Below are 13080 nucleotides of genomic sequence, written 5' to 3' on the forward strand. Positions count from 1 at the left end.
CGGAAAGGCTGGAGAGGTTCCCGAGAGCAGATACGGAGTCCTCTTCCATGGCGACCTTCCTTTATCGACTGGGCCGTTGGGCCTTCCGGCGGCGCCGTTACGTCGGGCTGCTGTGGGTGGCGGTCCTGGGCGTCGTCGCCTTCGGAGCCCTCAACGCCTCCGACCCTCCCGACGACTCGTCCTCGATGCCGGGGATCGAGGCCCAGAAGGCGTTCGACCTCATCAACGAACGGTTCCCCGGGACCGAGGCGGACGGGGCGGACGCCCGGATCGTCTTCGTCGCCCCGGACGGGCAGAAGATCACCTCGGCGGCGAACCGCTCGGCCATCGACGCGCTGGTGACCGGGACGGCCGACGGACCGCAGGTCGCGGACGTGGTCAGCCCGTTCGACGGGCGCGGGGTGAGCAAGGACGCGTCCACGGCGTACGCCACCGTCACCTACGACGTGAAGGCCGACGACCTCACCGACGCGAGCAAGCAGAAGCTCGAGAACGCCATCGAGGAGGCCCGGGATTCCGGCCTGACCGTCGAGGCGGGCGGGAGCGCCCTGGAGACCGAGGCCGCGTCCGGGATGGGCGAGGTGATCGGCATCGCCCTGGCCGCCGTGGTGCTGGTGATCACCTTCGGGTCGCTGGCCGCCGCCGGTCTTCCGCTGCTCACCGCCCTGCTCGGCGTCGGCGTCAGCATGGCCTCGATCATCGCCCTCGGCAGTGTCCTCGGGCTGTCCTCGACGACCGGCGAGCTGGCCATGATGCTCGGGCTCGCGGTCGGCATCGACTACTCCTTGTTCGTGGTCTCCCGCTATCGCGAGGAGCGGGCCAAGGGGCACGATCCCCAGGAGGCGACCGGACTGGCCGTGGGCACAGCCGGTTCCGCGGTGGTGTTCGCCGGACTCACCGTCGTCATCGCGCTGGCCGGACTCTCGGTGATCGGCGTCCCGATGCTGACGCAGATGGGCCTGGGCGCCGCGGGCGCGGTCCTCACCGGCGTGCTGATCGCGCTGACCGTGGTGCCGGCGTTGCTCGGCTGCTGGCCGAACGCCGTCCTCGCACGCCAGGTCCGCAAGGGCGACGGCCGTGTCAGCACGGCCGGTGGCCGTGGACGCGTGGCCAGTAGCCGTGTACGCGTGAGCCGGGGCCGTATCCGCTTGGGTCGTGGCCGTATCCGCTTGGGCAGGGCGGGCGGCTCGGTCGACGGGACGCAGAGCCTGGGAACCCGCTGGGCCCGGTTCGTCGTCCGACGCCCAGTGCCAGTGCTGATCGCCTCGGTCGTCGGCCTGGGCGCACTCGCCGTACCGGCGATGGATCTGCGGATGGGCATGCCCGGGGACGAGGCCAAGTCGACCGCCACGACGGAACGCCGGGCCTATGACGCCCTCGCCGACGGTTTCGGCCCCGGGTTCAACGGTCCCCTGACCGTCGTCGTGGACGCCGAGGGAGCCGACGACCCCGAGGCCGCGGTGTCGGAGATCTCCGGGAGGCTCGCAGGCACGAAGGGAGTCGTCTCCGTCTCTCCCGCCCGGTTCAACAAGGCGCAGGACACCGCGGTGCTGTCCGTCACGCCGTCCACCGCGCCCGCCGACGAGCGGACGAAGGACCTCGTCCACACCATCCGCGAGGAGCGTCCCGCGACCGAGTCCGCCGCCGACGCGACCTTCGAGGTCACCGGCACCACCGCGCTGAACATCGACGTCGCGCAGAAGCTGCAGGACGCACTGGTCCCCTACCTCGCGGTCGTGGTCGGCCTGGCCTTCCTCCTCCTGATGCTGGTCTTCCGCTCCGTGCTGGTGCCCCTCAAGGCCGCACTCGGCTATCTCCTGTCGGTCCTGGCGTCCCTCGGTGCGATCGTCATGGTCTTCCAGCAGGGCCACGGAGCCGGACTGTTCGGCGTCGAGCAGACCGGGCCGATCATGAGCATGATGCCGATCATGCTGGTGGGCATCGTCTTCGGGCTGGCCATGGACTACGAGGTCTTCCTGGTCTCCCGGATGCGCGAGGCGTACGTCCACGGGGAACGGCCGGGCGAGGCCGTCGTCACCGGCTTCCGCCACAGCGCCCGGGTCGTGACGGCTGCCGCGCTGATCATGATGGCGGTGTTCGCCGGCTTCATGACCGGCGGCGAGTCCATGGTCAAGATGGTCGGTTTCGGTCTGGCCAGTGCCGTCCTGTTCGACGCCTTCGTCATCCGCATGGCGTTCGTGCCCGCCGTCCTGGCGCTGCTCGGCAGGGCGGCCTGGTGGCTGCCGCGCCCGCTGGACCGGCTGCTGCCCCGCGTCGATGTGGAGGGCGAGGCGCTCGCCCACCGGACCGCCGCTCTGGCGGCCCCGGCTCCGTCCTCGACTCCGGCTCCGGCCTCCTCCGACGGCGATCAGCAGGACCCGGTGCGCGTCTGATCCGCACATCCGGTGAGGGTCGCCCCTGTCCGACACGGGCGACCCTCACCGGCCGTGGTCGGCCATGAGCCGGGCTCGTCGTCCACCGCATGACCGACCATGGGACCAGATCCCCCGACCGGAGGACCCATGCTGACCAGCTGGCGGCGATTCGCCGACCACCACGCCCGCCTCGTCGAGGCGGCGTTTCTGCTGCTGCTCTACGTGGCCACCAGCAGGCAGTACGGCAGCGGCGGAGCCGGCTGGTGGCCCGGGCTGCTCATCGCGACCGCCGCCTGTCTCTCCCTGCTGTGGCGGCGCGGTCACCCGCGCGCCGTCGTCGCGGTCACCGCGGTGTGCGCCGGCGTCTCCGGCGCTCTGGGCTATCCGATCAATCCCCTGCTGCTGCTTCCGGTCATCGTGGCGCTCTACGAACTGACCGTCCGCACCCCGCAGAAGACCGCGCGCACCTACTGCCTCGCCATCATCGCGCTGGTCGTCCTCGCAGCGCTGTTCTCCGACCGGAACGACCAGCCCTGGACGGACAAGACGATCCCCACCGCCTTCTGGATCGCGATGCCGGTCGTCCAGGGCTCGGCGGTCCGGGCGCGGCGCGCCTACCTCGACGCCGTCCGCACCCGCGCCGATCACGCCGAACGCACCCGCGAGGAGGAGGCACGCCACCGCGTCGCCGAGGAACGGGTGCGCATCGCCCGCGAGCTGCACGACGTCGTCGCCCATCACATGGCTCTCGCCCATGCCCAGGCCGGAACCGCCGCCCACCTCACCCGCAGCCGCCCCGAACAGGCGGAGAAGATCCTCTCCGACCTGACCGGCACCACCGCCTCCGCGCTGCGCGAACTCGAGGCCACCGTCGGCCTCCTGCGCCGGCCCGACGAGCCCGACGACGACAACTCCCTGGAACCGGCCCCCGGACTCGGCCGGCTCCCCGAGCTGGTCTCCGCGTTCGCCTCCGCCGGGCTCAAGGTCGTCGTGACGGTCGACGGCGAGGAGCGGCCGCTGTCCCCCGGGGTGGACCTGACCGCCTTCCGGATCGTGCAGGAGGCGCTCACCAACGTCGCCAAACACGCCGGCGCGAGGACGGCGCAGGTGGAACTCGCGTACGCCCACGACCGGCTGACCCTCACGGTCAGCGACAACGGTGGCGCCACCGCGCCCCCACCGGCTCCCGGCGGCAGGTTCGGTCTCATCGGCATGCGGGAGCGCGCCCGGTCCGCCGGCGGCCGACTCCAGGCGGGCCACCGCCCCGAGGGCGGCTTCGCCGTCACCGCCGAACTCCCGATCCACTCCTGACTCCCCTGTCCACTCCTGACCTCGGAAGGGCCCCGATGACCATCCGTGTGCTGCTCGCCGACGACCAGACCCTGCTGCGGGCGACCTTCCGGATACTGATCGACTCCTGCGAGGACCTGGAGGTGGTCGACGAGGCCGACGACGGCGGGAAGGCCGTCGAACTCACCCGTCTCCACCGCCCCGACGTCGTCCTCATGGACATCCGCATGCCCGGCACCGACGGCCTCGCCGCGACGGCCGCCATCTGTGCCGATCCGGATCTTGCGGCCACGCGTGTCCTGATCCTCACCACGTTCCAGACCGACGAGCACGTCGCCCGGGCGCTGCGCGGCGGTGCGAGCGGCTTCCTCGGCAAGAACGCCACCGCCGACGCGCTCCTCGACGGCATCCGTACGGTGGCCTCCGGCGAGGCGCTCCTGTCCCCCGCCGCCACGCGTTCCCTCATCACCCGCTTCCTCGCCACCCCCGACTCCGGCGCCGACCCGGCACTCCTCGGGGACCTGGCCGCCCTCACCGCCCGTGAGCGCGAGGTGATGGCCCTCGCCGCGGACGGCAAGTCCAACACCGAGATCGCTGAGGAGCTGTTCCTCAGCCCGCTGACCGTACGCACCCACATCCAGCGGGCCAAGACGAAACTGGGCGCCCGCGACCGCGCCCAACTGGTCGTCTTCGCCTACCGGTCCGGGCTCGTACGGCCTCCGCGCTGAGACGTGACGGGGGCCGATTCGTGACGGCACCTTCGGGCTCGGTCCCGTACGGGGAGCCGCGCCCGGGCCCTCTTGTGGTGGGCGCCACACCCGGGCCGTGGAGCTCCACCCGGCCGACGCCCGCAGGGGCCGTCGCCAGCCCTTTCCGCGCGCCGAGGCCCACGACATCGGGTGCGTGGACAGCCCTGTGGCCGCCCAACTGCCGTATCAATCGGTCAAGTTCAGCCATTGCCGGGTGCGGCGGCGGCATGATGTGCGGCATGGACCAAGCCAACACGGTCATATGGGCGACCGCCCTCGGCATCGGGGGGACCTTGGCCGCCGGGCTGACCGGACCGCTTCTCCACGCCAGGTCCTCGCGTCGGCAGGCACAGGAGCAGGAGACCTTCCAGGTCCGGCACCGTCTGCGTGACGAGCGGCGTGCCGCCTTCGCGGCCGTGCTCGACGAGTGTGAGGCGTTCCGGCAGAGCATCAACGCCGTCATCGAGGCCCGCGTGGCTCTGGAATGGCGGAGCGAGGACGAGCATCGGGGGCTGTGGGAACCGGCCATGGCCGCGCTCGGCGCGCTGAGCCGGGCGGCCACGAACGTCGCCATCACCGGCCCCGCGCCGATGGGCGAGCTGGCCGACACCGTCCACGCGGCGGCCGTCCGGCACGCGGACGTCTGGCGCATGCGGCTGGATCTCGACGACCGCCTCGTGCGGAACGGTCAGGCGGACAGTGACCTCATCGACGCCCGCAGACAGTTCATCGCCGCGGCGGAGAAGGTGCTGGCCCCGCCCGACCGGGGCGCCCGGCCGCGGGGAGCGCCGCGGCGTTCACGGTGAGGCCGCGCAAAGAGCCAATTTCCCTCGATTGGACCGGGATTTCCGTGCGGTGGCCTGCCTACGCTGCCGCTCATGGACCGCGTACTCGCCGATGATCTCTCCCGGCTCCCCGAGCTTCTCCAGTCCGCCCGTGACTTCGCCGCCCGTGAGGTGTCGGGGCTCGAGGCACGGCCCGTGGCCCACCTGGGCAAGGCTCCGGACGCCGAGCCGCTGCCGGCTGGGGGCGCGGGTGCCGAGGGCGCGCTCGCGCGGTTCGCCGAGCGGTGGGCGCCGGGGTTCTCCGCCTCCGCGGGCCCGCGCTATCTCGGCTTCGTGACCGGGGGCGCGACTCCGGCCGCGCTCGCCGGGGACTGGCTGACCGGCGCGTACGACCAGAACGCCACCGGCGTCGGAGACTCGTCGGCGACAGCGCTGGAGCACGAGACGCTGGGCTGGCTGCGGGAACTGTTCGGGCTGGGCGAGGCACACAGCGGCGCGTTCGTGACCGGTGCGACCGTGTCGAACACCGTCGGGCTGGCCCTCGCGCGGGAGTGGCTGGGCGAGCGTCTGGGGGTTTCCGTGTCCGAGGCGGGAGTCGCCGCCCTCGGGCCGGTCGACGTACTGTCCGGCAGCCCGCACTCCAGCATCCCCAAGGCCCTGTCCGTCCTGGGCATCGGCCGCGACCGGCTGCGTACGGTGCCGGTGCTGCCCGGCGGCCGGGAAGCCGTCGACGTGGCGCGGCTGGCCGAGGCGCTCGACGAGCTGGACGGGCGCCCGGCCGTCGTCGTGGCCAATGCCGGGACCGTGAACACGGTCGACTTCGACGACCTGCGGGCGATCGCGGGGCTCAAGGAGCGGTACGACTTCTGGCTGCATGTGGACGCCGCCTTCGGCGGTTTCGCCGCGCTGTCCCCCGAGCACGCGCATCTGACCGACGGCCTCGACGCCGCCGACTCGGTCTGCGTCGATCTGCACAAGTGGCTCAACGTCCCCTACGACGCGGCCGTGCAGTTCACCCGCCACCGGGACCTCCAGGTGCGGGTCTTCCACAACTCGTCGCCGTATCTCGGACTGCCCACCGGCGAGCCCGACTTCGTCCACCTCACACCCGAGAACTCGCGCCGGCTGCGCGCGCTCCCGGCCTGGTTCTCGCTCGCCGCGTACGGCCGCGAAGGACACCGGGAGATCGTCGAACGGAACATCGCGCTCGCCCGGCACCTCGGTGACCGGATCACCGACGCACCGGGTCTGCGGCTGCTCGCGCCGGTCCGCCTGAACGTCGTCTGCTTCACCCTGGACGGGGACCCCACCCGGGAGCGAGTGCATGCGCTGGGCCGGGCCGTCGCCGAATCCGGCGAGGCGTTCATGACGCCGACCTTCTTCGAGGGGACGCACGCGCTGCGGGCCGCGTTCAGCAACTGGCGTACGACAGAGGCCGATACGGACCGGGTGGCGGCTGCCCTGGAGCGTGCGGTCAGCTCTTTGTGACGGGTACTGCCCCGAGGGGCTGTTCGTGGGGCAGTTCGCGGCGTCCGCGGACCGGCGAGAGGAACACCGGCAGGAAGGCCGTGGCGAGCAGTGCGGCGCCGACCCACAACGTGGCGCGCACACCGGCGAGTTCACCGATCAGCCCCGCCACGGCCGCGCCGACGGCGAGGGCGCCGGTGAGGACGAACCTGAACGTCGCGTTCATTCGGCCGAGGAGCGCGTCCGCGGTCATCCGCTGGCGCAGGCTCACTCCGAGCACGTTGTCCACGCCCGTCTTGAACAGGACGAGGACTCCCCCGGCGCCCGCGAGCCACAGCCAGGGTCCGCGGTCGATGAGCGGGACGAGCAGTCCGGCGGGCGCGAAGCACAGGCCCAGGACGCCGAGGGTGCGGCCGTATCCGAGGCGCCCTGCGAGGGGGCGGGCGCAGCGGGCGCCGAGCAGGAGGCCGACGCCGCCCGCCGCCCAGTACAGGCCCAACGCGCTTGCGGGCAGGCCGAGTTCGCGCACGAACAGCACGGGGAGCATGGTGTTGATGATCTGCGAGCCGAGGTTGGTGAGGGCGGCGGTGAGCGCGAGGGCGCGCAGTTCCACGTTGCCGAGGACGTGGCGGACCCCTTCGCCGATCTGCTTGCGCAGTCCGACCGTACGGACCGGTGCGGGCGGCGCCTGATCGGGGCGGATCCGGGTGAGCTGGAGTGCGGAGGCCAGATGGCTGGCCGCCGTGCAGAGGACGGCCACCGGTGCCGTGAGGAACTGGACCAGCGCGCCGCCCGCGCTCCGGCCGGCGACGTTGCTCACGGCCATGAGGCTCATCATGGCGGCGTTGGCCTGCACGAGCGCGTCGCGGCCGACGACTCCGGGCAGGGTGCTCTGCGAGCCGACGTCGAAGAAGACGGTGGCGCAGCCGTTCAGCAGCACGACGGCGTACAACTGGCCCAGGGTGAGCGCGTCCAGCCACCAGGCCAGCGGGACGGAGGCGAAGAGCACGGCCCGCGCCAGGTCGGCCACGATCAGCACCCTGCGGTGGCGCATCCGGTCCACCCAGGCCCCGGCGGGCAGGCCGATGAGCAGGAAGGCGAGCGTGCTCAATGTGGCCAGGGCGCCGACCTGGCCCGGGCTCGCGTCGAGTTCGGCCACGGCGATCAGCGGGACGGCGACATAGCTGACGTTCGTGCCGAGCTGGCTGAGCGCGGTCGCGCTGAAGAGGGTCCTGAAGTCGACTGTCCGCCATGGGGAGTTGGGCTGCATGATCCACAACGGTGCCCGACCTCGACAGCGCAGCACAAGTGAAGAGTTCTCCATATAGCTTTAAGCAGAGCTACGTTGTTGCGGTCCGGACCGCCTCCGAGCGGGTCGCGGCCTGAACGGCTCTTCCCCCTTGGGTCCCGCTGTGCTTGTCTGGGGGCCGTTTTCGGTGGCCGGGGCGGGAGTTGCCGTATGCGCAAGCCGTGGATGGTCGGGGTACTGGCCGGGTTACTGCTCCTCGGCGCGTGCGGGGACCCCTCGTCCGGCCCCGAGTCCGCGGCGCCACCCGTCCCCTCGGCGCCCAAGGCCTCCTCGACCACGCATCAGCGGCCGGCCGCCACCCCCGAAGCCGGGACCGACACCGAGTCCGAGCCCGAAACCGGAGCAAGTAGCGGGGCCGGCACCGGGGCCGGCGCCGATTCGGGGGCACCCCCACAGCGCGCCCGCCCCACCGTCCTCTACCTCGGCGACTCCCTCGCCATGGAGAACCAGAAGGTCCTCGGCGGCCTGATGCGCGACGAGTTGAAGGCGCGCTACACCAGCGCCCCCTACTCGGGCACCACCCTCTGCGATTACTTGGAGGGCACGGGTGAGGACTCGCTCGTGCCGCCCAAGGACAAGGCCGCCGCGCTGGTGCGTACGCTGCGGCCGGACTTCGTGGTGCTGCAGTTCTGGGGCAACGCGTGGGGCTACACGCCATGCATGGACGGCATCACCCATGGCAAGGCGCAGGACAAGTACTTCGCGCGCTACACCGCCGACGCGCGGCGGCTGACCGACCAGATCGCGGGCGCGGCGGGCGGGGAGCGGCCGAGGGTCGTCTGGGTGCTCCAGGGCCCGGACCCCATGACGCCCGACCGGGTCCGCCGCGTCAACGCGATCTACGAGCGGCAGGCCGCCGCCTCCGGGGACCTGCTCGCGGACGCCGGCAAGGCGGTGAGCCCGGCCTCGGCCCGCTACACCTGGAGCCAGTACCTGCCGTGCACCGCCTACGAACGCGAGCACGCGGCGTACTGCACACAGCCGGGCAACGGCCGGACGGCCCTGCACATCGACGACGACTACCTGCACTTCTGTCTGGTCCCCACCACCAAGACGCCCAGGCCCTGCCCGGTGCGCTCCCCCGGCATCCTGCGCATCACCCAGGCGATCACCCGGGCTGTGGCCTCACAACTGGACTGACCCCTGCGGTCCGGTCCCAGGTGTCGGCAGTGACGCCCCGTTCGCGCAGTACGGTCTTGCGGACCTTGCCGGTCTCCGTGAGCGGCAGCTCCGGGACGGTCTCGATGAACCGGGGCACGGCGAAGGCGGGCAGCTCACGCTCGCAGTGGCGTACCAGGTCGTGGGGGTCCAGGACGCTCCCCGGTCGCGGGAGCACCGCCACCATGACCTCGTCCTCCGCCAGTTCGGAGGCCACCGGGAAGGCGGCGGCATCGGCGACCGCGGGATGCGAACGGACCGCCGACTCCACCTCGTACGAGGAGATGTTCTCGCCGCGGCGGCGGATGACGTCCTTGACCCGGTCGACGAAGCGGTACGAGCCGTCGGCTTCGCGGACCACACGGTCGCCCGTGCGTAGCCAGGAGGCGGGTTGCCGTTCGGGGCCTCCCAAGTAGCCGGTGGAGAAGGCGAATCGCTGATGGCTGCGGACGACCAGCTCTCCGGCTGTGCCGTCCGGGACGGGAGCGAGGTGTTCGTCGACCACCCGGGCGGAGAAGCCGTCGCGCAACGTGCCGATGTGGCCGGGGCGTTGGGTTTCCGGGGTCGATCCGATGACGAGGTTCGTCTCCGTCGAGCCGAAACCGTCGACGAGGGTGACGCCGAAGCGCTCGCGGAACGGCTGCCACGCGGAGGCGGGAGTGGCCGGTGAGAGGCCGCGCCAGGCGCGGTGCGCCCTGTCGTGCGGGCCGGGCGGCTGCGCCAGCAGCATGGGCGCCATCGCGCCGAGCAGATACACGGCGGTGGCCCCGGCCTCGGCCACCTGGTCCCAGTACCGCGTCGCGGAGAACCGCTCCCCGATGACGCAGGTCGCCCCCACGGTCATGGCGTGCGCGAGCGTGTTGAGGGCGTTGGTGTGGAACAGCGGGAGGCAGGTGTGGAGCACGTCGTCGGCGGTGAGGCGCAGCGAGTCCGCGACGTTGCGGCCCCACCAGACGGTCTGGGCGTGGGGGCAGCGCACACCGCGCGGAGTGCCTGTGGTTCCCGAGGTGAACAGGACGAAGGCGGTGTCCTCCGGGCGGACGGGGGTCGACGGGACCGCGGGGGCCTCACCCTGTCCCGGGACGTCGTCCTCGCCCACGATCCACAGCGTGCCGCGGAAGCCTGCCTCCACGACCCGGTCCGCCGACTCGGCCTCCGCGAGCAGGAAGGACGGCTCCGCCTCGCGCAGGATGTGCCGGAGTCCCTGGCCGCGCAGGCCGGTGTTCAGCGGAATCAGGACCGCGCCGAGCCAGGCGCAGCCGAGGATCAGATCGACGAACTCGATCCGGTTGCCGGCCATGACGGCGACGCGGTCACCCGGCCGACAGCCGCACGCCACGAGGGCTCCCGCCGTCTCGGCCGCCGCCCCGAGGGACTGCCGGTACGTCCGTGTCACGTCCCCCACACGCAGGAAGACCCGGTCGCCGAACTCCTCGGCGGCTGCGGCCAGGAGCCCCGGCAGGGTCATGGCGCTCGCCGCGGCACCGGGGTGTCCGTTCGCCTCACCACTCAGCTGTGCGGTGGGCTCGCCTCTCGGTTGCCCATCCACCTCGCCACGCGGCTGTCCGATCACCTCAACACGCCGTCTGCGCGCAGGTGTTGGATCCGTTCCGGGGTCAGTTCCGCCACTTCGCGCAGTACCGCGTCGGTGTCGGCGCCGAGTACGGGCGCGGGCTCGCGGATGCCGCCGGGTGTACGGGTGAGGGTGATCGGAACGCCCTCGTGGAGGAAGGCTCCCGCGACCGGATGCTCCTTGCGCACGTAGAAGCCACGGGCACGCAACTGCGGGTCGTGTTCCACGAGTTCACGGCCGTCCTGTACGGCTCCGGCGGGGATGCCGCGTGCCTGGAGCAGTTCGGCCGCGGAGTCGGCGGACATCGTGCGGACCCAGGTGCCGAGCGCGCCGTCGACCAGCGCGGACTCGCGCCTGCGCGCCTCGGCGGTACGGGTCCGCTCGTCGGTGGCGAGTTCAGGGCGGCCGATGACCTCACAGAGGGCCGTCCATTCGGTGTCGTCGCGCACGCTGACGGCCAGCCAGCGGTCGGCGCCCAGGGATCGGTACACGCCCTGCGGGCTCCACGCCGGGTGGGTGTTTCCGGCCGGCCCCACCTCCGTCCCGCGCAGGAGGCTCGTGCCCATGTGGGCCGCGATCGCCTCCAGTTGGGACAGGTCGATGTGCTGACCGCGCCCTGTCTCGGCGCGGTGTTCCAGCGCGGCGATCGTGGCGAGCGCCGCTTGGAGGCCCGCCACGATGTCTCCGTGGCCGTAGATCACCCCGACCACGTCGTCCGGTCCCCAACCGGTCAGCCCGGTCAGCCCCGAACTCGCCGACACGGTGTCCGCGTACGACACCCAGCCGTTGCGGGGGCCGGTGTGTCCCATGCCCGACATGCTGACGTACACGATGTCCGGGTTGATGGTGCGCAGCGCCTCGTATCCCAGACCCAGCTTGGTCATGACCGTGGAGCTGAAGTTCTCCACGATGACGTCGCAGTGGGCGATGAGGTCGCGGAGTACGGCGATGCCTTCCTCGGTGCGGGTGTCCAGGGCGATGCTCTGCTTGTTCCGGTTGACCTCGTTGAAGTAGCCGTTGGTGTTCGGGTCCGTGTGAGGGCCCCGGGACAGGTGCATGAAGGGTGCGAACCGTGTGGGGTCGGGTCGGCCCGCGGACTCGACTTTGATCACTTCGGCGCCGTGGTCGGCGAGGATCTTGGTGCAGTACGGGCCCGCGAGCACCCAAGTCAGGTCCAGGACGCGGACGCCGTCCAGGGCGGGTCGTACGGGCCCGTCGGCCGCCGGTTCCGGTGCCGGTACCGCTTCCGATGCCGGTGCCGTACGCGCCGCGCGGGGCGGGTCGTCGAGCAGGCCCTGGTCGTCCCCCGGGCCCGGTACGACGAGCTCCGTCCTGCGGCGGCCCTCGGGGAACGCGAAGGGGAAGCCGAGATCGGTCCGCTCGCCCTCGGGTGTGGTGACCCGGGTGAAGAAGTCGCGGGCGGCGAGCTGCGGGTTGTCGGGCAGTTCGTGGGGCAGGTCGACAGCAGCCCAGGGCAGCTTTCTGGCCTGGGCCTGCCGGGCGAACTCGGCCTTCGGCCGGGTGCCCACGAAGTCCTGGACGACCTTGAAGACATGGTCCTGGTGCTTCTTGCGTTCGACCGGGTCCTGCCAGCGCGGCTCGGCGAGGTCGGCGTCCGCCTTCTCCTCGCGCAGCCAGTCGAGCAGCGCGTCCCACATGCGGGGGCTGCCGCCGAGGCCTCCGCCCAGGTGGCCGTCGGCCGCGCGGAACAGCCCGTGCGGCACCAGCGGATGCACGCTGCCCGGGCGCGGCGGGACCCGGTCCTCGTGCAGGTAGGCGAGGGCTCCGGCCTCCAGGGCCGCGGCCACGCACGCCTGTGCGGAGACGTCGATGAGCTGCCCCGGTCCGCTGCGCCGGGCACGCAGACCGAGCAGGGCGGCGATCGCCGCGTTGACGCCCGCGAGTTGCTCGGCCTGGTTCTCCGGGAGCCGCAGCGGCGGGCCGTCGGGATCGCCGACCTGCGCGAGCATCCCGCCGAGCGCGGCCACCACGAGGTCGGTGCCCTGCCAACCGCTGCGGGGGCCCGCCAGCCCGAACGGGGTGACGCGGACGTGCACGAGCTGGTCGAGTCCCTCGGCGGCCGACTCCGCGCCATGCTCCGTGCCGTCGAGCAGGATGTCGGCGCCCCGCAGCAGTCGGCGCAGTTGCGCGGTTCCGTCGGGCGCGGCGAGGTCGACGGTCACCGAGCGCTTCCCGGCGTGCCAGTGGACGAACGCGTCACCGCCCTGTTCACGGCGGGTCTCGTCTCCTTCGGGGGGCTCGACCAGCACCACCTCGTGCCCGAGCCCGACGAGCAGCCTGCCCGCGAACCGGGCGAACGGGCTGGACAGTTCGACGACACGCGGAGCCTGCTCGCTCACGTTTCCTCCACGGA

General features: G+C 72.1%; 9 protein-coding genes. 6 read left to right on the plus strand and 3 right to left on the minus strand.

Translation table 11 applies throughout. From position 1 onward, the window contains the following. Positions 1-47 precede the first annotated feature (47 nt). The 5 genes from ACN20J_RS04870 to ACN20J_RS04890 all read left to right on the plus strand — a co-directional run bounded on the left by ACN20J_RS04870 (position 48) and on the right by ACN20J_RS04890 (position 6687). Positions 48-2393 (plus strand): MMPL family transporter, encoded by a 2346-nt coding sequence (locus tag ACN20J_RS04870; RefSeq protein WP_190228352.1) that lies wholly within the window; start codon positions 48-50, stop codon positions 2391-2393. 129 nt (positions 2394-2522) lie between these two features. Then, the gene (locus tag ACN20J_RS04875; protein WP_190228353.1) at positions 2523-3686 is read left to right on the plus strand and encodes a sensor histidine kinase; all 1164 of its coding nucleotides are present in this window, start codon (positions 2523-2525) and stop codon (positions 3684-3686) included. A gap of 35 nt (positions 3687-3721) precedes the next feature. Beyond that, positions 3722-4393, plus strand: a complete 672-nt coding sequence (locus ACN20J_RS04880; RefSeq protein WP_190228354.1) for a response regulator transcription factor — start codon at positions 3722-3724, stop codon at positions 4391-4393. A gap of 260 nt (positions 4394-4653) precedes the next feature. Further along, complete coding sequence (locus ACN20J_RS04885) at positions 4654-5220, plus strand: hypothetical protein (RefSeq protein ID WP_190228355.1); 567 nt, start codon at positions 4654-4656, stop codon at positions 5218-5220. Between the two features lie 72 nt (positions 5221-5292). Further along, entirely contained in the window at positions 5293-6687 is a 1395-nt protein-coding gene (locus ACN20J_RS04890; protein WP_190228356.1) for a pyridoxal phosphate-dependent decarboxylase family protein, read from the plus strand. On the opposite strand, the gene ACN20J_RS04895 is transcribed toward ACN20J_RS04890, so the two are convergent. Beyond that, positions 6674-7936 carry an MFS transporter gene (locus ACN20J_RS04895; RefSeq protein WP_190228357.1) on the minus strand — a complete coding sequence of 421 codons (1263 nt, stop codon included), beginning with the start codon at positions 7934-7936 and terminating at the stop codon, positions 6674-6676. The two genes, ACN20J_RS04890 and ACN20J_RS04895, sit on opposite strands and share 14 nt — an antisense overlap. A 189-nt stretch (positions 7937-8125) precedes the next feature. Between ACN20J_RS04895 and ACN20J_RS04900 the strand changes: the two genes are divergently transcribed. Beyond that, positions 8126-9115, plus strand: a complete 990-nt coding sequence (locus ACN20J_RS04900; RefSeq protein ID WP_190228358.1) for an SGNH/GDSL hydrolase family protein — start codon at positions 8126-8128, stop codon at positions 9113-9115. Here the strand turns inward: ACN20J_RS04900 and ACN20J_RS04905 are convergent. Together ACN20J_RS04905 and ACN20J_RS04910 are read right to left on the minus strand one after the other, a co-directional pair. After that, positions 9084-10601 (minus strand): AMP-binding protein, encoded by a 1518-nt coding sequence (locus ACN20J_RS04905; RefSeq protein ID WP_190228359.1) that lies wholly within the window; start codon positions 10599-10601, stop codon positions 9084-9086. The two genes, ACN20J_RS04900 and ACN20J_RS04905, sit on opposite strands and share 32 nt — an antisense overlap. Positions 10602-10702: 101 nt before the next feature. After that, the gene (locus ACN20J_RS04910) at positions 10703-13066 is read right to left on the minus strand and encodes a CaiB/BaiF CoA-transferase family protein (RefSeq protein WP_190228360.1); all 2364 of its coding nucleotides are present in this window, start codon (positions 13064-13066) and stop codon (positions 10703-10705) included. Positions 13067-13080 lie beyond the last annotated feature (14 nt).

It is taken from the genome of Streptomyces sp. 2-1 (genome assembly GCF_048564895.1).
Taxonomy (GTDB): Bacteria; Actinomycetota; Actinomycetes; order Streptomycetales; family Streptomycetaceae; genus Streptomyces; species Streptomyces phaeochromogenes.

Coding starts and splice junctions, on each gene's coding strand:
- ACN20J_RS04905 (WP_190228359.1), bottom strand. CDS start 10,601: ATGACCCTGCCGGGGCTCCTGGCCGCAGCCGCCGAGGAGTTCGGCGAC.
- ACN20J_RS04870 (WP_190228352.1), top strand. CDS start 48: ATGGCGACCTTCCTTTATCGACTGGGCCGTTGGGCCTTCCGGCGGCGC.
- ACN20J_RS04880 (WP_190228354.1), top strand. CDS start 3,722: ATGACCATCCGTGTGCTGCTCGCCGACGACCAGACCCTGCTGCGGGCG.
- ACN20J_RS04875 (WP_190228353.1), top strand. CDS start 2,523: ATGCTGACCAGCTGGCGGCGATTCGCCGACCACCACGCCCGCCTCGTC.
- ACN20J_RS04900 (WP_190228358.1), top strand. CDS start 8,126: ATGCGCAAGCCGTGGATGGTCGGGGTACTGGCCGGGTTACTGCTCCTC.
- ACN20J_RS04885 (WP_190228355.1), top strand. CDS start 4,654: ATGGACCAAGCCAACACGGTCATATGGGCGACCGCCCTCGGCATCGGG.
- ACN20J_RS04890 (WP_190228356.1), top strand. CDS start 5,293: ATGGACCGCGTACTCGCCGATGATCTCTCCCGGCTCCCCGAGCTTCTC.
- ACN20J_RS04895 (WP_190228357.1), bottom strand. CDS start 7,936: ATGCAGCCCAACTCCCCATGGCGGACAGTCGACTTCAGGACCCTCTTC.